General features: G+C 63.2%; 18 protein-coding genes. 7 read left to right on the top strand and 11 right to left on the bottom strand.

All coding sequences use genetic code 11. From position 1 onward, the window contains the following. Nucleotides 1–22 precede the first annotated feature (22 nt). Nucleotides 23–862, top strand: a complete 840-nt coding sequence (locus tag DFR34_RS01585) for a polysaccharide deacetylase family protein (RefSeq protein WP_146215028.1) — start codon at nt 23–25, stop codon at nt 860–862. 14 nt (nt 863–876) lie between these two features. Here DFR34_RS01585 and DFR34_RS01590 read toward each other — a convergent pair whose 3' ends face one another. Next, nucleotides 877–1,536, bottom strand: a complete 660-nt coding sequence (locus DFR34_RS01590; protein WP_110389380.1) for an energy-coupling factor ABC transporter permease — start codon at nt 1,534–1,536, stop codon at nt 877–879. 191 nt (nt 1,537–1,727) lie between these two features. Between DFR34_RS01590 and nadC the strand changes: the two genes are divergently transcribed. Continuing rightward, nucleotides 1,728–2,573, top strand: a complete 846-nt coding sequence (gene nadC, locus DFR34_RS01595; RefSeq protein ID WP_110389483.1) for a carboxylating nicotinate-nucleotide diphosphorylase — start codon at nt 1,728–1,730, stop codon at nt 2,571–2,573. A 203-nt stretch (nt 2,574–2,776) separates the two neighbouring features. On the opposite strand, the gene DFR34_RS01600 is transcribed toward nadC, so the two are convergent. The 8 genes from DFR34_RS01600 to DFR34_RS01635 form a co-directional block, all read right to left on the bottom strand. Next, nucleotides 2,777–4,060 (bottom strand): hemolysin family protein, encoded by a 1,284-nt coding sequence (locus DFR34_RS01600; RefSeq protein ID WP_245906786.1) that lies wholly within the window; start codon nt 4,058–4,060, stop codon nt 2,777–2,779. Between the two features lie 330 nt (nt 4,061–4,390). Beyond that, on the bottom strand, nt 4,391–5,743 hold the full coding sequence (locus DFR34_RS01605; RefSeq protein WP_110389381.1) for a DEAD/DEAH box helicase: 1,353 nt from the start codon (nt 5,741–5,743) through the stop codon (nt 4,391–4,393). A gap of 98 nt (nt 5,744–5,841) precedes the next feature. Further along, nucleotides 5,842–6,762 carry a CobD/CbiB family protein gene (locus tag DFR34_RS01610; protein ID WP_110389382.1) on the bottom strand — a complete coding sequence of 307 codons (921 nt, stop codon included), beginning with the start codon at nt 6,760–6,762 and terminating at the stop codon, nt 5,842–5,844. A gap of 100 nt (nt 6,763–6,862) precedes the next feature. Then, a complete protein-coding gene (locus tag DFR34_RS01615; RefSeq protein ID WP_110389383.1) occupies nt 6,863–7,330 on the bottom strand; it encodes a flagella synthesis protein FlgN in 468 nt (155 codons plus the stop codon). A 16-nt stretch (nt 7,331–7,346) separates the two neighbouring features. Next, nucleotides 7,347–7,649: a flagellar biosynthesis anti-sigma factor FlgM gene (flgM, locus tag DFR34_RS01620; RefSeq protein WP_110389384.1), complete on the bottom strand. Its 303-nt coding sequence runs from the start codon at nt 7,647–7,649 to the stop codon at nt 7,347–7,349. A gap of 131 nt (nt 7,650–7,780) precedes the next feature. Beyond that, on the bottom strand, nt 7,781–8,452 hold the full coding sequence (gene flgA / locus DFR34_RS01625; RefSeq protein WP_110389385.1) for a flagellar basal body P-ring formation chaperone FlgA: 672 nt from the start codon (nt 8,450–8,452) through the stop codon (nt 7,781–7,783). Between the two features lie 41 nt (nt 8,453–8,493). Then, nucleotides 8,494–11,823, bottom strand: coding sequence for a PAS domain-containing protein (locus DFR34_RS01630; RefSeq protein ID WP_158281712.1), 3,330 nt, complete (start codon nt 11,821–11,823; stop codon nt 8,494–8,496). A gap of 267 nt (nt 11,824–12,090) precedes the next feature. After that, the gene (locus DFR34_RS01635) at nt 12,091–12,681 is read right to left on the bottom strand and encodes an SAM-dependent methyltransferase (RefSeq protein ID WP_110389387.1); all 591 of its coding nucleotides are present in this window, start codon (nt 12,679–12,681) and stop codon (nt 12,091–12,093) included. Nucleotides 12,682–13,070: 389 nt separating this feature from the next. Between DFR34_RS01635 and DFR34_RS01640 the strand changes: the two genes are divergently transcribed. Beyond that, nucleotides 13,071–13,928 carry an isocitrate lyase/PEP mutase family protein gene (locus DFR34_RS01640; protein ID WP_110389388.1) on the top strand — a complete coding sequence of 286 codons (858 nt, stop codon included), beginning with the start codon at nt 13,071–13,073 and terminating at the stop codon, nt 13,926–13,928. 98 nt (nt 13,929–14,026) lie between these two features. Here DFR34_RS01640 and DFR34_RS01645 read toward each other — a convergent pair whose 3' ends face one another. Then, a complete protein-coding gene (locus DFR34_RS01645) occupies nt 14,027–15,571 on the bottom strand; it encodes a cryptochrome/photolyase family protein (RefSeq protein ID WP_170121682.1) in 1,545 nt (514 codons plus the stop codon). An 11-nt stretch (nt 15,572–15,582) separates the two neighbouring features. Then, nucleotides 15,583–16,653: an AI-2E family transporter gene (locus tag DFR34_RS01650; RefSeq protein ID WP_110389389.1), complete on the bottom strand. Its 1,071-nt coding sequence runs from the start codon at nt 16,651–16,653 to the stop codon at nt 15,583–15,585. 144 nt (nt 16,654–16,797) lie between these two features. Between DFR34_RS01650 and purM the strand changes: the two genes are divergently transcribed. The 4 genes from purM (at nt 16,798) to DFR34_RS01670 (ending at nt 21,370) form a co-directional block, all read left to right on the top strand. Beyond that, entirely contained in the window at nt 16,798–17,835 is a 1,038-nt protein-coding gene (purM, locus tag DFR34_RS01655) for a phosphoribosylformylglycinamidine cyclo-ligase (RefSeq protein ID WP_110389390.1), read from the top strand. 644 nt (nt 17,836–18,479) lie between these two features. Next, a complete protein-coding gene (gene purN, locus DFR34_RS01660; RefSeq protein ID WP_110389391.1) occupies nt 18,480–19,109 on the top strand; it encodes a phosphoribosylglycinamide formyltransferase in 630 nt (209 codons plus the stop codon). Continuing rightward, nucleotides 19,084–20,124 carry a DUF3108 domain-containing protein gene (locus DFR34_RS01665; protein ID WP_110389392.1) on the top strand — a complete coding sequence of 347 codons (1,041 nt, stop codon included), beginning with the start codon at nt 19,084–19,086 and terminating at the stop codon, nt 20,122–20,124. The genes purN and DFR34_RS01665 overlap by 26 nt, the downstream gene beginning before the upstream one ends. Further along, nucleotides 20,120–21,370 carry an RsmB/NOP family class I SAM-dependent RNA methyltransferase gene (locus DFR34_RS01670; RefSeq protein ID WP_373277927.1) on the top strand — a complete coding sequence of 417 codons (1,251 nt, stop codon included), beginning with the start codon at nt 20,120–20,122 and terminating at the stop codon, nt 21,368–21,370. The genes DFR34_RS01665 and DFR34_RS01670 overlap by 5 nt, the downstream gene beginning before the upstream one ends. Nucleotides 21,371–21,393: the final 23 nt, after the last annotated feature.

A 21,393-nucleotide genomic window follows, 5' to 3' on the forward strand; every position in this document is an offset into this window, starting at 1 on the left:
TCGTTCTGTGATGAAAATTGCCGTGAAAATTGCCCTGCTGATTACCGTTGAAACCGCGCGCGGCATGCACACCGCGCTGCCGCGGGTGTTGGACGCGCTGCATGCCGCCCAGGCCAGCGCCACGGTGTGCCTGCATCTGGGCCGTGATGCCGGTGCGCCACTGACTGGCCGCCGGCGTGAGCGGGCGCGCTGGTATGGATGGGGCAGCTTGTGGCGAGGCCGGGTCTGGCCGGGGGCACGGCTGGATAAGCTGGCGCCAGCGGCGCTGAGGGCGATTGGCCATGCCGGCTGTGTGGCGGGATTGCACCTGGAAGCATCTCGAGTGTGGCGCGGCACCCTGGCCGCCCAGCCGCTGGCGGCGCGAGTGGCGCTGTTTCGCCGTCTGGCCGGTCTGGCAGCCGAGGCGCCCTTTACCGTCAACTTGCCGGGCGGCCTGGCCAGTTGGCCGCTGCTGCGGCAGATGCAGGCGCTTGGCGTGGGTGCGCTCACTGGCGTGCCCGGCCAGCACGGTTTTTTGCCTTGCCATCATGCTGAGCTATTGGCCGTGCCGGTCTTGCCCACCAGCTTGCCCAATCTGGGTGATGTGCTGCGCGCCGAGCGCGGTCAGGCAGATGCCGCCGTGCACACGCTACTGAGTCATAGCGCCGGGCTGGCTGGGCCTGCGCTGTGTTGGCTGGATGCCGAGCGGATTGGTGGCGCCTGGCAAGCGGAGTTTGCCCGGCTGCTGGCCGGCTGGCGCGAGCAAGGGCATGTGCTGTGCGCGGTCAGCGATAGCCTGCTGACGCATGCTGTGCTGCCGCACGCCGAGCTGGAGATCAGCCCGCGCCTTGCGCTCAGACAAGGCGCGACGCGCTTTGCCTGAGCGCCCAAGCAACCCTACTTGCGCAACAAATAACGCCGGTCGTCAAACGTGGCCACCCAGTGTGGCTTATACACCACGAAAATCGCCAGCATCAGGCCAGTGGTGAACGCCTCGGACCAGGACAGCAAAAAGTAAAAGCTCAGCGCGTCGCCAAACAGATAGTCCGGCGCATAGGCGTCGGCCAGCGCCAGCACGCTGACGCCGAGCAGGCAGGCACAAAAAAAGCTCAGCCAGCCGGTCAGGAAGGCATTGAAAAAAATATACACAAAGTAATTGGCTGGCAGCCGCTGCGCCAGGCGCAGGGTGAGGCCGGTCACTGCCACCGGCGCGGCGGCCATCACCAAAAAATTGACGCCAAACGCCGCCCACTCGGCCATGCCGTAGGCGGTGACGCCGGCCAGCACAATGGCCAGGCCAATCAGCGCCAGCCATGGCCCGGCCATCAGCGCAAATGCCGCGCCGCCCAGCAGATGAAACTCCAGCCCCGGCTTGAAGCCGCCCTTGAGCGACCAGAACAGCATCACCGCCACACAGGCGCCCATCCAGGCGTTCAGCCCGACCGGATCCAGCTGTCGCCAGCGCACCCGCCACACGGCTTGCACCAACAGGGCGGCGCACAAGGCATGGCACAGCCACAGCGTGGCAGGCGCAAAAAACTGGGCGGGAAAGTGCATGGCGAAGGTCCAGCGGCAAAGACTTTATCCTTCATGATAGCAAAAGCCAGGCAGGCCGTTGTGCGGCGCAATGTCGCGGCGGGCAATCCTGCTTTGACACGCCGCCCCGGCGCCCGCACAATCGAAAGTTTGGCGCGCTGCCAGGCTGCACAGCAGGCAGGCGCGATGGTTTTTTACTCAGGATGCTGGCCATGAGCGCTGTCTTGCCCCCTTCTCATCTGATTGCCCAACACGTCTCCCGCGCCCTGGCCGAGGACATCGGCCCGCGCGACTGGACGGCCGAGCTGATTCCCGCCAACGCCATTGGCCGCGCCACTGTGGTAGCGCGCGAGGCGGCGGTGATTGCCGGGCAGGCGTGGTTTACCGAGTGTTTCCGTCAGGTGGACCCGCGCTGCCATGTGGTGTGGCGGGTACAAGAAGGTGAGATGGTGTTTGCCGACACCGAGCTGTGCACGCTGGACGGCCCGGCGCGCGCACTGCTGACCGCCGAGCGCTCGGCGCTGAACTTTTTGCAAACCCTGTCCGCCACCGCCACGCTGACCCGCCGCTACGCCGACGCCATCGCCGGCTACCGGTCGCGCATCATGGACACCCGCAAAACCCTGCCCGGCCTGCGCGTGGCGCAAAAATACGCAGTGACAGTGGGCGGCGGCGTCAATCAGCGCGTCGGGCTGTACGACGGGATTCTGATCAAGGAAAACCACATCCTGGCCGCTGGCGGCATCCGCCCGGCGCTGGAAGCGGCGTTTGCCGTGGCGCCGAGCAATGTCAGCGTGCAAATCGAAGTGGAAAACCTGCAAGAGCTGGCCGAAGCGCTGGACGCGGGCGCGCGCCTGGTGCTGCTGGACAATATGTCGCTGACCGATATGCGCGCGGCGGTGCAAATGGCCGCTGGCTGCGCCGAGCTGGAAGCCTCGGGCAATGTCAGCCTGAACACCATCGCCGCGATTGCCGCCACCGGGGTGGACCGGATTTCGATTGGCAAGCTGACCAAGGATATTTCGGCGGTGGATTTGTCGATGCGTTTTGCGCTGTAAACCGTCCAGCAGCAGCATTTCATGACAACCCCCCGTCCGCTTTCTGGCGGACGGGGGTTTGCACGGCAAAGGCCACAAGAACGCGCCATCGCGTCTGGAGGGTTTGCTGAGCGGCGCTTACACAGGGGTGTTTGCGATCACGAGCAAGATATTGTGACGTCTGAGCCTGTCTGCGCCATCCAGCATCCGAATGGCGCTGGGGCTCAAGCGGTTTCGGTATTGCGCAGCGGTGCCGCCAACACCTTATCGATGCGTTTTTCGTCCATGTCCACCACTTCAAAGCGCCAGCCTTCCCAATCGGCATGGTCGCCAGTGCTGGGCACGCGGCCAAGCAACAGCATCATCATGCCGCTGAGGGTGTGGTAACGGCCTTTGTCTTCTTCCGGGGTGGTTTTCAGCTCCAGACGGTCTTTCATCTCCGGAATCGGGATGGCGCCGTCCAGCAACCAGGAGCCATCCTCGCGGCGCACCGCCCAGGCGTCGTCGGCGTTGCGCGGGGTGAATTCACCCGTCACCGCTTCCAGTACGTCTTGCAGGGTGACAATGCCCTTGGTGTCGCCGTATTCGTCGATCACAAAAGCCATTTGCATATTATTGGCGCGAAACTGCTCCAGCAGCTCCATGCCGGTCAGGGTTTCCGGCACATACACCCCGGCTTGCAGATGGCTCAGGTAGTCTGGCAGCTCGCCCTTGGCGACATAGGCCAGCGCCTGTTTGGCGTGAATCACCCCCAGCACCTTGTCCAGGCTGCCGTCGCACACCGGAAAACGCGAATGCTCGGATTCAATCAGCTGGTTCAGGCTGGTTTCTGGCGGCAGGTTGATATCGATAAACACCACATCCGAGCGCGGAATCATCAGCGAACCCAGCTGGCGGTCGTCCAGGCGGAACACGTTGCGCACCATTTCGTGCTGGTGTTGTTCGATCACCCCGGTTTCCGAGCCTTCTTCCAGCATGGCGTGGATTTCTTCTTCGGTGACGCCGTTCGGGGTGTGCTGGCGCACGCCGAGCAGGCGCAGCAGGGTGTGGGTGGAGAAAGTCAGCAGCATGACAAACGGCCGGGTGCACATGGCCAGCAACTGCATCGGCCGCGCCGCCAGCCGGGCAATCAGCTCCGGGTTGATCTGGCCCAGGCGCTTGGGCGCCAGTTCGCCGACTACGATGGACACATAGGTCACCGCCACCACCACCACCGCCGTGGCGGCCAGATGGGCACTGGCCTCGGGCAGGCCCAGCGACAGCAGCCAGCGCGCCAGCGGCTCGGCCAGCACCGCCTCACCGACAATGCCGTTCAGCAGGCCAATCGAGGTGATGCCAATCTGGATGGTGGACAGAAATTTAGTGGGGTCTTCGCCCAGTTTCAGCGCCACGGCGGCGGCGCGGTCGCCATCGGCGGCCAGTTTCATCAGCCGCGCCTTGCGCGCGGTAACCAAGGCAATCTCTGACATGGCGAACAGGCCATTGATCACCACCAGGCCAATCAGCATCAGCACTTCCACAGCACAGCCCCGCATTCAGGAGAAGCAAAACCCATAGCTTGCCGGAAAGCGCGTGACAGGCACAAGCACAGCGGGGCGTCAGCGGCGGGGCTCATTGAGCGGGTGAAACACGGTCGGGGATAGTCCATATGCAGTCGGGGCAAGCCCGAAGTTGTCTCCAGAAACAAAAAGATGTTGGCCGCCTATCTGCTCGGCCAGACTGAGCGGGCGGCGTGAACGGCGATTTATCCGCGCCTGTTCGAGCCAGACCATGTCATAAAGTTCAGACGCGGCAACGCCCCTGGCGGGCGGCAGGGGCGTTGGCGTGGCGCTACAAGCTTAGCGGTAGCGCGGTGGCAGCAGCAGCGCCGGGATTTCGCGCGGCTCGCCGCGCAGGGCGGCATGGCTGAAGCGGCGCAGTGGCGCCGGGGTGGATGGCGTGCTGCGGGTGGGCGCCGCCGACAGCGCGGCCAGGGCGCGCTTGCTGCTGACGGTGTCCACCGGCGCTGTGGCGGCCACTTCGCGCTCGCGCTCGGGGCGCGGCATCCAGCTGGGCCAGAAGCGGCGTTCGGTTTGCGGCGGCAGCTTTTGCTTGATCAGCGTTTCGATGGCTTCCAGCTGGCGTTGCTCGTCCTCGCCCATCAGCGACAGCGCCACGCCCTTGCTGCCGGCACGGCCGGTGCGGCCAATGCGGTGTACGTAGTCTTCCGGCGAGTTGGGCAGCTCGAAATTCACCACAAACGGCAGTTCTTCGATGTCCAGGCCACGGGCGGCCACGTCGGTGGCCACCAGCACGCGCACCTGGCCATCCTTGAACGCCGACAGGGTTTCCAGCCGCTGGCTTTGCGCCTTGTCGCCGTGAATGGCTTCGGCGGCCAGGCCGTCGCGCTTGAGTTCGCGCGAGAGCTGCTCGGCGCCCTGGCGGGTGCGGCAGAACACAATCACCTGGGCGATGCTGCGCGCTTGCAGCAGATGCACCAGCAAATGGCGCTTGCGCGCGGCGTCCACCGCGTACACCACTTGCTCGATGTTTTCGCTGGTGGCGTTTTGCCGGGCCACTTCCACCAGCTCCGGCTCGCGCATGAAATCAGCCGCCAGGCGCTTGATTTCCGGGGCGAAGGTGGCCGAGAACAGCAGGGTTTGCCGATTGGCCGGCAGCAGGCTCATGATGCGGCGGATGTCCTGCACAAAGCCCATGTCCAGCATGCGGTCGGCTTCGTCCAGAATCAGCATTTCCACCCGGTTGAGCATCACGTTTTTTTGCTCGATATGGTCCAGCAGACGGCCCGGCGTGGCCACCAGCACTTCCACGCCACGGCGCAGCGCTTCTTTTTGCGGATCCATCGCCACGCCGCCAAACACCACCGCCGAACGCAACGGCAGGTATTTGTTGTACTGCGCCACGCTGGCGCTGACCTGGTCGGCCAGTTCGCGGGTGGGGGTGAGGATCAGCGCGCGCACCGGGTGCATGGCGGGCGAGGCGCTGTTGTTGGCGTGCGCGCGCAGGCGCGACAGCAGCGGCAGGGTGAAGGCGGCGGTCTTGCCGGTGCCGGTCTGGGCGGCGGCCAGCACATCGCTGCCGCCCAACACCACCGGAATGGCTTTGGCTTGAATCGGCGTCGGTGACGCATAGCCCAGCTCTTCAACCGCCTTGAGCACTTCTGGCGACAAGCCAAGCTCGGCAAACGTCATGACGGGGTTCCTTTATGACTAAACACAGATTGCAATACTCACGCTGTTCGTCAGACTAACCTCACGAACAGCGCAGAAAAAAACAGAGGGAAAAGCGCTTACACCCACCAGGCCAGCGAGATGACGGCAATCATGAACAGCCAGAACATCACCACCCGCCAGACCAGGCCCACGGCGCTTTTCAGGTAGCGCGGGTCGGCGTCGTCGCCCACGCCCAGTTCAGGGCGGAACTTGACGGTGTAGTCCTGGCGCAGCGGGTCGCCCAGCTTGATGCCCAAGGCGCCGGCGGCGCTGGCCAGCAGGATGCCGTAAGCGTAGTGGCCCCAGGCTTGCGCCTGAGCGCGCCAGCAATACACGGCGTCTTCAAAGTCGCCCATGATGGCAAAGCTCAGCGCGGTCAGCCGGGTGGGCAACCAGTCCAGGGTTTCTTGCGCACGGTAGGCAAAGCGGCCAAACAAATCGCCAAACTGGCTGTCGCGCATGCCCCACTTTTGAAAAAGAATGCTGGAAAAACGGTACAGCACGGCGCCCACCGGGCCGGGCAGCACGGCAAACCAGAACATGGTGGCGAACACATGGCGGTAGCTGTCGATCACGCCTTGCTCGATGGTGACGCGGGCGATTTCGTTGACTTCCAGCTCGCTGGTGGATTGACCAGACCAGCGCGCCAGCGCAGTGCGGGCGTCCATCACCCGTTGTTCGGCCAGGGCGTCGGTGATTTCGGTGAGCGCGCTGCTGAAATGGCGAAAACCCATGGTCAGGTAGAGCACCAGCACATTCCAGGCCAGCGCCAGAAACGGCGACACCTGCAGGCACAGCGCATACACGCCGTACACGGCAAGGCAGACCGGCAACACGCCAGCCAGCCAGGCCAGTACGCCATGGCGGTTCTGGCCGGCGTTGAGGTTGCGCTCCAGGGTGTTGGCGTAGCGGGTGAACAACAGGAACAGGCGGTTACGGTTGCCCAGCGGGCGAAGCTGTTCCAGCGCCAGGGCAACAATAATCGAAAGCAGGGTCATGCGAACATCCGGGGCACAGAGTCAAGTGCCAGCACGATACCATAAAGCCCGGCAGCTGGGCAGCCTGCCCGGGCGGGTATGGCAAGATGGGCAATAAAAATCAGGCAGAGCCGAGGCGGCGGCCGCCAATCAGTGCCGAGCGCGCACCACCGTCACGGCTATAGGCAAAGGTGCTCTGATCACTGGTGAACAGCACTTCCAACGAGGCTTCCACCTGCTCCATGTGGGTCAAAATCAGCTTGCCATTGATCTCGTTGATCAGCTTGGCTTTTTGCGCCAGCACTTCCAGTCCCAGCCAGGCCGGCAACAATTCAGGCTTGTCAGCCAACCAGGCGCGCCAGGCATTCAAAGACACCATGCCCAGTACGCGCATGTGGTCGCCACGCTGTTGGGCCAGTGCGTCCAGCTCTTGCAGGACAATGGCTTTCTGCTGGGCCAGGGCTTCCAGCTTGTGTGCGGTGCCGGAGATCAACTCGCGTTGTTCTTGCTCCAGCAGGGTGATCAGTTCAGTGTAGCCCGCGCGTTCTTCCGCAATCAGGCGATTCAGTTCCTGCAGACGATCACTCATGGATTCCTGTCTCACATCAAGATTTGTTTTGCAGCAGTTCCCGGCTCACCGCAATCAGGCTGTCGGCGATGGCTTCAGGATTGATCTGGAATTTGCCAGCGGCAATGGCGTCCTTGATGGCAGCCACTTTTTCGGCGTCAAATGCCGGGCGCTCGCGGATCTCCTGCTCAGCCGCCGCCATCTGGCTGGCCAGCGGATTGATGTCAACGTTGTCTTCCGAACGGCTTTCACCGCCGGTGACCGACGAACGAGCGCTGGCACGGCCCTTGCCGCCAACTGGCCGGGTGACAACCGGTCTGCCCGTGGAGTCGATTTTCATGATGGCATCACTTCGTGCATAAGGAATTCAAGCTTCGGTATCGGTAAAACGCTGGCAATCTTGAGTATTTTAGCCGGTTTTTACCCGCTTGGCGCACAACTTTACCGGATTGAACGCATCACCAGCACGCTTCAGAAGCGCACTTCCACTGCACCACTGGCGCTGACCACGCCACTGATCACCCGGCCGGAAGGCATACGCACACCGATCACCTCACCCACGCTGCCATTTTTCAATGCAACACCTTCAGCCGAGACCTGAAAACTGCCATCGGTCGCCATCAACTGGACTTTCTGACCAGACTGAATCACCTGCTGTTGGCGCAACAATCCCCGACGCAGGATCAGGCCAGCGGGCAGATTCTGGCCAACCACCTGGCCGATGGCTTCATTGAGCGCTGTCACCGACACCGAGGCCATATTGCCACGAGCGGGCACCAGCATCACATCATCCGGGGTCAGCATGCTGCCCGCGGTGACTGGCCGACGCATGGCCACCACCATGGTTTCCCGCTCGACCTTGACTGGCACACGAATATTCCAGCCCAGTTGCGGGCAAGACATCTCCACGGCGGTGTTGCCTTCAAAACGGCCGCCTTGCCAGTTGGGCATGGGGGGAATCGGGCAGGCAGGCAGGCGCAGGCGGGTGTCCACCACGCCAACAGTCACGCGGGCCTGGGTGCCCGCCAGAGAAGCTTCGGCAAACTGCCGGGCCTGGCCAATCAGGCCGGCCATATCCTGATAGCCGGCGGCGGTTGCCGCCGTGCATGCACACAGCGACGCCACTGCAAGAATCGTTTTCATGCTGGCGATTCTACCCGGTTTTTGTCCGGACGTCGGCCTGTTCACTGATCGCGCACCACGCGGTTGCGTCCTTCATGCTTGGCTCGATACAGCGCACTGTCTGCCCTCGCCAGCCAGTCGTCGCTAGAGAGCGTGGCATCAGCGATTGCATACACGCCAATACTGGCCGTGACGTGCACCAGGCCTTCGTTCACCTCCACCCGCACATCAGCGATGGCAGCACGCAGGCGCTCGGCCACTTCACAGGCATGATCGGCCGGGGCGCCAGGCAAGAGCACGGCAAATTCTTCGCCACCGAGACGACCGGCCACATCATCGGCGCGCAGGGTGTGACGAATGACCGAGGCGGTTTGTTGCAGCACCTTGTCGCCCACGCCGTGGCCATAGCTGTCATTGATACGCTTGAAAAAATCCAGATCAATCATCAGCACCGCACCGCTTTGCTGCGTGCCACGGACAAGATCCTGAGCGTATTGCTCCAGATGCGCAATAAAGGCGCGACGATTGGGTAACCGGGTCAGCGCATCGGTAGCCGCCAGGGTTTCCAGAATGGCTTCGCGGCGCTTTTGCCCGGTGATGTCACGCACCAGCCACAGCCGGCCAAAATATTGCTCGTCGTGGGTAATCGGCTGCTGGTCCACTTCCAGCGTGCGCCCATGGTTGGCAGGGATTTCTCGCGCCAGATACCCATCCGAGCGCGAGCGCCCGTCCGTTTCAAACAAGGCCCGGCTGCTTTCTGGCAGACTGCTCAGCAACTGGCGCTGCACCTGCCCCACCAGATGCGTCGGCACATCGTTGACTTCCAGCAGGTCGCACAGATTCTGGTTGATCAGCACGATATGGCCGTCTTCATCATCCACCCACACGCCGGCAGGGAAACGATCAATGATGGCAGTGAGCCGTACACGTTCGGCGGCCAGGGCAGTTTCGGCCTGATGACGCTCGGTCGTGTCGATCAGCGTCCAGATCACATCGGCATCGGGACGATCCGGATCCAGCAGGGTGCCGTGGGCGTCAAACCAGCGGATCTGGCCGTGTGCGTCACGCAGCGGGTGTTCCAGCCGCACCTGGCCATTGCGGCGCAGGGTGTCGTAATAGCTGCCAAATGCTTCGTAGGTTTGTGTATCCACATGTAGCTGGCTGAACGACAGATTGCGTAATGTCTTGCCATCCTTGGCAAACATTTCCACGGCGCGGGCATTGGCGTGGCGGATGGTGCGGTCTGGGGCGGCCAGGAAGATGGCCGCCGCGCTTTGGTCCAGCAGCGCACGGCGCAGGTGTGCCTGCTCGACGCGCTGGCTGATGTCGCTGTACGTGCCCATCATGCGCACATGCTGGCCACTGGCGTCCTGCACCAGTTGGCCACGGATTTCCACCCAGCGCCAGTCGTGCTGGGCAGTGCGCAGCCGGCACTCCACCCGAGCTCCCTCCCGCGGCATCGACACCGGATCAAGTTTGGCCAGGGTATGCTCGCGATCCAGCGGGTGCAGCATTTCGGTCCACACCATCAGGGTCAGCGGAAAAGCCTGTGGCTCGTAGCCCAGCATGTCGTAGCAGCGGTTATCCCAGTGGATCACTCCACTGCGGGTGTCCCATTCCCACAGACCATCGCGCACGGCGGACACCGTCAGCCGCAGGCGCTCTTCGCTCTGGCGCAACGCCTGCTGCACGGTGTAGGTGGCAGTGATGTCATGGATATAGCCATGCCACAAGGTGCCGCCATCGGCTTCGCGCTCGGGGTTGGCCTGGCCGCTGAGCCAGCGCACTACGCCATTGGCGAAGCGCACACGGTATTCGCACTGCCACGGTGTGAGATTGACAGCCGATACCCGGATGGAAGTCATCACCCGTTGCAGGTCATCCGGATGAATCACGGCAAACACCGGATCAGCGTTATTGCGCACGTCTTCCGGCTGCAATTGATAAATGGCACGAATGCCCACACTGGCATACGGAAAGCAGGCTGTGCTGTCCGGGCGTAGCCGGTATTGGTACACCATACCTGGAACCTGAGCCACCAGCTTGCTCAGACGCGCCTGCAATTCGGCACGGGCGGCTTCGGCCTGCTTGCGGGCAGTGATGTCCAGATGCGTGCCCACTGCGCGCAAGGGCGCGCCGGCCGAACTCCAGTGGGTGACACGCCCCTTGGCCAGAATCCATACCCAGTGACCATCACGGTGCAGCATGCGGTGTTCGGACTCAAACACCACGCTGGCGCCTTCCAGATGGTTTCTCAGTGCGGCCAGCTTGCGCGGCCAATCATCCGGATGAGTCAGTGTCTGCAGACCATTGAAGGTGTGTGGCAGATCATCCGGCTGATAACCCAGCATCTGCGCCCAACGAACACTAAAGCTAATCGCATCGCTGGGAATATCCCAGTCCCAGGAGCCCAGATCTCCACCCTGCAGGGCCAGACCCAGACGCTCTTCACTTTCCTGCAATTGCGCCATGCCGCGTTGCTTCTGGAAGAACAGCCAACTGATGCCGGACATCCCCAGCAGAATCATCAGCGTGCCCAGGCCATTGCGCAGCAGGCTCAGTTGCAGGGCGTGCTGAACAGCCTGCAGGGCCGTATCCTGGTTCAGGCCGACGTTGACCACCACGGGATAACTGGCAGCACGATGCCAAGCGTAGTAACGCATGACATTATCCAGAGGCGCTTTGGTCAGATATTCGCCACGCTGCTGACCAGGGTCAATCAGAAAGCCTGAACCGGGGGGTTGCACAGCTTTGCCCAGCACGCTTTCCTGCTGCTGGGAACGGGCCAGATAGCTGCCATCATCGCGCAGCAGCATGACCACATCCCCGGACTGATAAAACACCTCACGAAAGAAATTCGAGATGTAATCCGGCGAGATAGACAGCACAACCACACCAGCAAATACCTGGTTGTGGTAAATGGCGCGCGAAAACTGGATGGACCAGCGTTTTGATACCCGGCCCTGCACAGGATGGCTGATGTACATGCCCTCCACCAACTTTTGTGCATGCACGCTAAAATGCTCGCGATCGGCAATCGACACCGGTTTGCCGTCGGATTTGTCCTGCAAGCTGGAAAACTGTACTAAACCCTGGGCATCGGCGACGGCAATCTGCACCAATGCGCCCTCCGGGAAGGCTTTCTTTTTGGCCAGATCCAGCGCCTGCCGGAAGACTTCCGGCTGATCATCCCGATAAGTGTTCGCCAGCGTGCGCGAGACATAATCCACGCCATTGAACAACGAACCGATCTGCAACGACAAAGCGCTGGCCATCTGCGTTGCACGCAAACGGGTCTGGGCTTCTACCTGAGCCAGTTGATCTCGATGGGCTTGCAACAGTTGCGCCCAATACAGCACCAGCACCACCATCACCAGCAGCCATAACGGCAAGGCGCGACGTATCAGGGCAGAATAACTGGGTATGGAGGCGGAAGCGGGGGCTTTGGTGTGTGTGGGCATAACTCTTCATCACCGCGGCTGGACCATGCCCGTGGCGGGCACGACAGGCTGCGCTTTGGCTACCCTGCGGGAAAAACGGTTGACAAGCTTGTCCGGCATGTTGCCGAAAACGGCAACATGCCGGACAAGGGCTGCTTTTGTCATTTTATGTGGCTGACATTGAATTGTGCAAGCTGAAAGCACGTGATCAGTCACGTCTCAGCATGGCTTGCGACCAATGAATTGCACGACTGAGGCCAGGCCGGTATGCAGGCGCCCCTCGTGCACCTCACGCGTCAACTCTTGCAGCAGCACAGGCTCCAACCCGGCAAAGCCGCACCGGATGGCGTCTACCGACATCAGTAAATCCGGGTCTTTTGGCCCGCCGGTTGTGCGTGGCAGCTGCGCCAGCGAATACGCCTCCAGCAGCAGCAACCCACCTGGCTGCAGACAATCCACCAGCAACGGGTATAACCGCGTACGCACCGCGCCAGGCACGTGGGCAAAAATTGACACCACGGCGCCATACGCCGCGCAGGCGGGCACAAACTCAGCCAGATCCGCCTGCTCGACATGCAGGCTGACCCCACGCGCAGCGGCCAGCGCCTGAGCCTTGGCCAAGCCCACCGCCGAACTGTCTACCCCATGAACCGTCAAGCCCTGCCCAGCCAGAAACACACCATTGCGTCCCTCGCCCTCGGCCAGTGACAACACCGGGCCACGCAGCAGGCCGGCATGCTCAACCAAAAACCCGTTTGGTTCAGTGCCATAAACATATTCAGCGGTCGAATAGCGCTCGTCCCAGCTCATCGTACAGGCTCCGTAAATACCATAAAGCCCAATAAAAACACAAAAGCGACCAAGACGATAGCTGTGTACACGTTCACGCCATCGTCAATAATAACAGGGTCATCTATCGCCCCTTGGCACACCTGCCGCACCGCACAGCCAACACACGGCAGCAGCATGCCAGCGCAACTCGGCATTAAGAATGGCTCACAAAACTCAGCGAAGCGATCCTGGCCAGGCGCACGACTGCAGACAGTACGGGAAGTACGGCAAGGTCGGGCAACCACGCCAGCAGGGTTTTGTTAGGTGACAAGCACATCTGCGCCCACCCTCTCCTCTGCTGGGGATGGCCAGCCCGCCGCCGCGCAGGCATCATCCCTGTCCGCGCCCCACCCGCCAGAAAGCTGCTCATGCCCGCCGACGCTACCCACCAAGCCCGTGATTTTCTTGCCCTGCACCAAAGAGGCACCTTCCTGATGCCCAACGCCTGGGACGCCGGCAGCGCCAAATACCTGGCTGCCTGCGGTTTTGCCGCACTGGGCACCACCAGCGCCGGCATTGCCTTTGCCGCCGGCCATCGAGACTCCGACCCGCGCCAATCGGTGGACGCCATGTTTGCCGCCATCGCCAGCATTGTCGCCGCCGTGTCCATCCCGGTCAGCGCCGACCTGGAAGCCGGCTTTGGCGACAGCCTGGACGACGTGCAACGCACCTTCACCCGCGCCATCGCCATCGGCTGCGCCGGCGGCAGCCTGGAAGACGTGGCCGGCTACGCCACCCCCGGCCAATTTGTGCTGCGCTCGCGGCAAGACGCCATCGAGCGCGTGCGCGCCGCCCGCGCCGCCATCGACCAACACGCTACCCCCTTTGTGCTGACCGCCCGCACCGAATGCTTTTTAACCGGCCACCCCAGCCCGCTGGCCGAAGCCATCGACCGGCTATGCGCCTTTCGCGACGCTGGCGCCGACTGCCTGTTTGCCCCCGGCATCAGCCAGCCAGCCGACATCGCCACCCTGGTGCGCGAAGTCAACGCCCCGCTCAACGTGCTGACCGCCGGCCCCGCCGCGCAACTGACCCTGGCGCAACTGCGCGACCTGGGCGTGCGCCGCATCAGCACCGGCAGCGCCCTCGCCCGCGCCGCCTTCACTGCCCTCCACCACGCCGCCGACGATATGCTGAACAAGGGAAACTTTGCTTATGCGCGGACGGCGCTGTCGGGGGAGGTGTTGGATGGGGTAATGGGAAAAGATGCATCAGAATTTATTTAAAAATCAAATACATATAAAAATATTGAGCACCATAATGATGGCCAGACAAACAATGGCAGGCTGCGCCACAAAGCCAGGGGAATTTTGTCAGCGGCACATTAAAACCGATCCGGGTCGGCCATGATCTCGCCCGCTCGGGCGCGGATGGCGCTTAGTTCGTCGGCCGGCAGGTCGGCCAGCAGTTTGAGCATCATCGCCATGCGCGGGTTGCCGGCAAAGTGGGCTTTTTTGTCATCCAGAAAACGCCAGTACAGGCTGTTGAACGGGCAGGCGTCGTGGCCGGTGCGCGCCTTGACCTGATAGGCGCAGCCAGCGCAGTAGTTGCTCATTTTGTTGATATAGCTGCCTGAGGACACATAGGGTTTGCTGGCCAGCAGGCCGCCATCGGCGTATTGGCTCATGCCCCGGGTATTGGGCAGCTCCACCCATTCGATGGCGTCGATATACACGCCCAGATACCAGGCATCCACCGCGTCCGGGTGGCGCTGGCTGAGCAGGGCAAAGTTGCCAATCACCATCAAGCGCTGGATGTGGTGGGCGTAGGCATGGCGCAGGCTTTGCGTCAGCGCCAGATGCAGGCAGCGCATGCGCGTGTGGCCGGTCCAGAACATCTGCGGCAGCGGGTGGTGATTGTCCAGCTGGTTCAGCTGGCCGTATTCCGGCATGGCCTTCCAGTACACGCCACGCACATACTCGCGCCAGCCCAGAATCTGGCGCACAAAGCCCTCGATTTGCGCCAGACTGATCTGCGCGGGCTGCTGCTGAAACTGTGCCACGGCGGCGTTGATGACTTCTGCGGGTGAAATCAGCTTGAGATTCAGCGCAAACGACAAGCGGGAATGAAACAAAAATGCCTGTTCGCTGTGCAGGGCGTCCTGGTATTCGCCAAAGTGAGGTAGCAGGTGTTGGCAAAAATACGCCAGTTGCGCCAGCGCCTCGTCGCGGTTGGCCGGCCAGGGAAACGCCGTCGCGTCGATCTGGCCAAAACCGCTGACCCCGGCGGTGGTGATTTCCGCCAGCAGCGCCGACACATCGCGGGCAAAGCTCAGCGCGGGCGGCACCGGCGGCGTGCCTTTGTATTTTTTGCGGTTGTCGTGGTCAAAGTTCCAGCGCCCGCCCAGTGGGGCCGCGCCATCCAGCAAGATCCCGTGCGTGCGGCGCATGCGCCGGTAAAAGCGCTCCATCAGCAAGGGGGTGTCGCCAGGAAAGCACGCGGCCAATTCATCGCGGCGGGTGTAAAAATGCGCGCTGTCGCAAGCCTCGCCCGGCTGCGGCAGGGATTGGCTGAACAGCAGCAATTGCTGATCCAGCCGGTATTCGTCCGGCTGCTGGTATTCAAAGCGCGCCGCGCCGTGCTCGGTGAGTATCTGGCGCAGCACCTCGGGCAGCGGCAGTTGGCTGGCGGCGTCGCCGATGCGCACATAGTGCAGCCGGTGGCCAGCAGCACGCAGGGTGTCGGCAAACTGGCGCATGGCCAGCAAAAACCCCAGCAGCTTTTGCCAGTGATGGCGCACATAGCGGGCTTCCTGGTGCAGCTCGGCCATCAGGTAAAGCACGCTGTCGTCCACCTGGGCAAACCAGGGGTGGCGAATGTTCAGCTGGTCACCCAGGATCAGCCGCACGGTGCGAATGGGCGGGGCCATCGGGCGTGCCCTCAGCGTCGGCGGCGATAAAAACGGCTGGCCAGATAGCGCGCCTGCGCCAGCTTGACCACCACCACCAAGGCCGCCGACACCGGCAGCGCCATCATTACCCCAACAAAACCAAACAGCTGACCAAACGCCAGCAGGGCAAAAATCACCACCAAGGGATGCAGGCCAATGCGCTCGCCCACCAGCTTGGGGGTGATGAACATGCTTTCCAGCAGTTGGCCAATCATGAACACCAGCCACACCAGCAGCAGCCCGCCCAGCCCGCCAAACTGCAACAGCGCCGCCAGCGTGGCCAGGGTCAGGCCGATGGCGGCGCCCACATAGGGGATGAACACCAGCAAGCCGGCCACCACGCCAATGGCAAAGCCGGACTCCAGCCCCACCAGCCACAGCCCGCCGCCGTACACCCCGGCCATGATCAGCATCACCGCCAGCTGGCCACGCAAAAACTGGCCGAGCATATCGTCGATTTCATCGCCGAGCATACCCAAGTCCCGATACCAGCGGCGCGGAATCAAGCGCGCCAGCGGCCGGGTAAACTGCTGCCAGTCGCGCACCAGATAAAACAACACCAGCGGCAGCAGCAGCAAATTGGACACATAGCCAAACAAGGCCAGGCCCTGGTCGGTGATCAAGGGCGCGGCGCGCGCCAGCATGCCGCGCAGCGCACCCAGATTGCTGGTCAGCTCGCGCTTGAGCGTGGCGGCGTCAAAATGCCAGGTCATGCCCCAGGTGTCGCGCAGCCAGGGCGACAGGGTGTTTTCCGCCCAGTCAACCAAGCCAGGCAGGCGCAGCGACAAGGCCTGGCCCTGGTTGATCAGCATCGGCACGATCAACACCAGCAGGCAGGCCAACGCCAGCATCAGCAACACAATCACCAACAGCGTGCCCAGCGTGCGGCCCACGCGCCGATGCTCCAGCCAATCCACCAGCGGCGCCACGATGTAAGCCAGCACCGCGCCAGCCACAAACGGCGACAACATCGGGGTGAGCAAATAAACCAGCCAGCCAAAAGCCGCCAGGCCAGCCAGCCAAAACCAGCCATTTCTGGCGGAATCGCGAGTGCGTTTCATGATTTGAGGTAAAATACCGGAGATTGACCGCCCAAGATGGCGGCAAAAGACAGACAGCATTCAATCCCCACGGCGATCCGTCAAGCCTGACCTACCCGGACAGGCCCATCCACGGCGCGCCGGACTGACGAAAGTGAGCGCATTTTGACCCAAGCTTCCCTCTCCTACCGCGACGCTGGCGTGGACATCGACGCCGGCGACCAACTGGTTGAAAACATCAAGCCGTTTGCCAAGCGGACGATGCGCCCTGAAGTGCTGGGCGATTTGGGCGGCTTTGGCGCGCTGGTGGAAATCTCCAAGAAATACAAAGAACCAGTGCTGGTGTCCGGCACCGACGGCGTGGGCACCAAGCTCAAGCTGGCCTTCGACTGGAACCGTCACGACACCGTCGGCATCGACCTGGTGGCGATGAGCGTCAACGACATTCTGGTGCAAGGCGCCGAGCCGCTGTTCTTCCTGGATTACTTTGCCTGCGGCAAACTGGATGTGCCGCAAGCCACCGACGTGATCAAAGGCATTGCCGCCGGCTGCGAACAAGCCGGCTGCGCGCTGATTGGCGGCGAAACCGCCGAGATGCCGGGCATGTACCCGGTGGGCGAATACGACCTGGCTGGTTTTGCCGTTGGCGTGGTGGAAAAAACCCAGGTCATCACCGGCCGCGACATCGTGCCGGGCGACGTGGTGCTGGGCCTGAAATCCAACGGCGTGCATTCCAATGGCTACAGCCTGGTGCGCAAGATTCTCGACCGCGCCCAGCCCGAGCTGGACGCCGAGTTCGACAATGGCAAAACCCTGCGCGATGCCATCATCGCCCCCACCCGCATTTATGTGAAGCCGCTGCTGGCGCTGATGCAGCAACTGCCGGTCAAGGGCATGGCCCACATCACCGGCGGCGGCATCACCGAAAACACCCCGCGCGTGCTGCCAGCCAACACCGTGGCGCAGATCGACGCCGGCAGCTGGGAGTTGCCCAAGCTGTTCCAGTGGCTGCAAACGCAGGGCAATGTGGACATGCAGGAAATGTACCGCACCTTCAACTGCGGCATCGGCATGGTGGTGATTGTCGCTGCCGAGCACGCCGAGCAAGCTGCTGCGGTGCTGAACGCCCAGGGGGAAACCGTGTCGCGCATTGGTGTGATCCGCGCCCGCGCAGGCGACGAGCATCAGACGCAGATTGCCTGAGTGAACGCCGCCCTGCTGCCGGGCGGCAGGCAAGGCGCGGACGCTGCCGGGTGAGCCTGGCAGCGTTTGTTGTTTGCGGGTGGAGCTGGCGTGAGAGGTGGGATGCGCTGACGCGCAGTGTGGCTGGGGCTGGATTTTGGGCGGGATTTCATCCCGCACCCGACCCCTTTTCTTTGTCTCGCCAAAGAAAAGGGGGGAAAGAAAGGCGACCCGGGTGGCGCGCCCTTCGGGTGCCCTGTGCTTCTCGAAAGTCAGGGCCGTCCCGGAATGGCGCGTCGGCTGCGCCGCCGCTTAGCCGGGCCGGAAACCTCCCTGACTTCCTGCGATGCTCGGCGCGCCACACGGGGGTGAACGGCGGCTAAGCGCGACGATGGGTGTTTTGGGTATTGCGTGTGTGTGGGTGTTGGCGGACAGGTGCTGTAGTGTGCGCCAAGTGAGGCGCGCGCTAAGTGACGACAATACCAAGCAAAAGAGTACTCTAAGTACGCTACTGGCTCTGTCAGGCCTATTCTCGCATCGCGGGAACCCAAGCAAAGCGCAACGGCAAGCTGGTGTGTCTCACCCCCAATCCTCCCGCGCGCCAGCGCGGCCCACTCACCCCCACGCCACGCTGACCGCCACACCGAATACACTAAAAAAACATCATGAAAAACATCGTCATTCTTATCTCCGGCCGTGGCTCGAATATGCAAGCCATTGTCGAAGCTCAACTGCCCGGCGCGCGCATTGCTGCGGTGATTGCCAACCGGCCAGACGCCGCCGGCTTGGCCTGGGCGGCTGAGCGTGGTATTGCCACTGCCGCGCTGGATCATAAAGCCTTTGCCAGCCGCGAAGATTTCGACGCCGCGCTGGCGGCGCAGATCGACGCCTTCGCCCCCGACTTGGTGGTGCTGGCCGGCTTCATGCGCATTCTCACCCCTGGCTTTACCCAGCATTACGCCGGGCGGATGTTTAATATCCATCCCTCGCTGCTGCCGGCTTTTCCGGGGCTGCACACCCATCAGCGCGCGCTGGACGCCGGTTGCCGGCTGGCGGGGGCGACGGTGCATTTTGTCACCGCCGAGCTGGACCACGGGCCGATTGTCGCCCAGGGCGTGGTGGCGGTGGCGGACGACGATACCGCCGACAGCCTGGCGGCCAAGGTGTTGCGCGTGGAGCATCAGATTTACCCGCAGGCGGTGCGCTGGTTTGTGGAAGGCCGGCTGACGCTGGCTGGCCAGCGCGTGCGGGTGGACGGCGGCAGCGCCGATGGCGCGCTGGTCTGCCCGCGCTGACTGGCGGCTATGGCTGGCGCTGCTGGCCTCGCTGCTGGCGCACCTGCTGTGGCTGACGCCGGATTGGGCGTGGCTGCCGGCGCCCGTGCGTGACGAGCCGCCGGCCAAGCCCTTGACCGCGCGCTTGCAGGTGCTGGCGGCCCCCACGGCGGCGGCCAAGCTGGCCCAGGCGCCCGCCGCCAGCCCGGCGGCGCCGTTGGCGCAACTGGCAAAGGCGTCTGCGCCCACGCGCGGCAACGCCAAAAAGCAGCCTACCCCGTCGCCGGCCGACGCGGTTGACGCGGATGCAGTTGACGCGGCGGGCCAGACCGCGCCTGAATCAGCGCCCGTTGCACCAGCGCCGTCTGCCCAGGCCGATGCGCGCTTTCCAGCGCAGGTCAGCCTGCGCTATGAAGTGTTTTATGGCAGCCTGATGGCCGGCATTGGCGAGCTGGACTGGCAGGGCGGCGAGGGCCAATATCGGCTGGAGCTGACCTTGCGCTCGCTGTTTGCCCCGCGTCTGCGCTATGTCAGCGAAGGCGAGCTGAACGCAAATGGGCTGAAACCACTGCGCTTTGACGCCTATCGCGGCGACACCCGGCGCGAGCACGCCGAGTTTGACTGGGCGGCCGGCGAGCTGCGCTATGGCGACCGCGACGAGCAGCGCACCGAGCTGCAAGCCGGTGCGCAGGACATCCTCAGCCTGGTGTTTCAGCTGGCGCTGCGCGCCGGGGCGCTGGAGGGCCAGACCGTACAGATGACTTCCGGTAAAAAGGTGTACAGCCAGCCGGTGCGCATCGACGGCGAAAGCGAGCAAAACCTGGCCGGCCAAACCCTGGTGGTGGTGCAGGTCAGCAGCGAGGCGCGCGGCCAGCGCACCGAGGTGTGGCTGGCGCGCGAGCAGCATAATTTGCCGCTGCGCATCCGCAACAGCGGCGAGAATAAATTGATTGATCAGCGCGTCATCCGCGTGCAAGTGGATGGCGAGACGATCCTGGAACGACCCGAACCTGAAAGAATTCACCATGGCCATTAGCCATTCTTTGTTTCAACACGCCGTAGACGCGCTGCGTCGCGTGCTGCCCTGCGACAAGCCGGCCGACGCCGCGCTGTCGGCGTTTTTTCGTGACAACCACAAGCTGGGCCAGCAAGACCGGCACTTTATCGCCGAATCGGTGTTTGCCGTGCTGCGCCGCCATGCGCTGCTGACCGCGCTGACCGCGCCGCAATCCACCCCCAAGCGGCTGCTGATTGCCTCGCTGGTGCGGGTGCGCGGCCATAATCTGCGCGAACTTTCCGACGCGCTGACCGAAGCCGACCGCAAATGGGCTGGCGAGCTCAAAGCGCTGGAGCCCGAGCTGAGCCTGGCCCAGCGCGCCGAGCTGCCGGATTGGGTGGTCGAGGCGCTGCAAGCCGGCGGCATGGACGACGACACCCTGCTGACGCTGGGCCGCGCCATGCAGCATCCGGCGCCGCTGGATTTGCGGGTGAACACCCTGAAAACCCGCCGCGAAGACGCGCTGGCCGCGCTGCAAGCCGCCGGCATCAGCGCCGAAGCCACGCCGCTGTCGCCGTTTGGCCTGCGGGTGAAGGGCAAGCCGGCGCTGACCAAGATGCCGCTGTTCACCAGCGGCCAGATTGAAGTGCAAGACGAAGGCAGCCAGCTGCTGGGCCTGCTGCTGGCCCCGCGCCGGGGCGAAATGGTGGTGGATTTTTGCGCGGGCGCTGGCGGCAAAACCCTGCTGCTGGGCGCGATGATGGCGTCCACCGGCCGCCTGTATGCGTTTGATATTTCAGAAAAACGCCTGGCCAACCTCAAGCCGCGCCTGGCGCGCTCGGGGCTGTCCAATGTGCATCCGCAATTGTTGGCCTCAGAAAACGACAGCCGCATCAAGCGGCTGGCCGGCAAGATCGACCGCGTGCTGGTGGACGCGCCCTGCTCGGGCCTGGGCACCCTGCGCCGCAACCCCGACCTGAAACTGCGCCAGTCGCCGGACAGCGTGGCGCAGCTGAACGCCACCCAGGCCTCCATCCTCAATGCCGCCGCCAGCCTGGTGAAGCCGGGTGGACGTCTGGTGTACGCCACCTGCAGCCTGCTGCCGGCCGAAAACGACGCCATCGTCGACGCCTTTCTGGCCAGCCACCCGGAATTCAGCCTGCTCAACGCCGAAGCGCTGCTGGCCGAACAGCGCGTGCAGCTGGCCACCGGCGAGCGCCTGCGGCTGAATCCGGCACGTGACAATACCGACGGATTTTTTGCCGTGGCGCTGACCCGCGCCTGATCTACCCGCCCGGCATCCAGTCT

Origin of the sequence: Rivihabitans pingtungensis (genome assembly GCF_003201855.1) — a bacterium.
In the GTDB taxonomy this organism is placed as follows: domain Bacteria; phylum Pseudomonadota; class Gammaproteobacteria; order Burkholderiales; family Aquaspirillaceae; genus Rivihabitans; species Rivihabitans pingtungensis.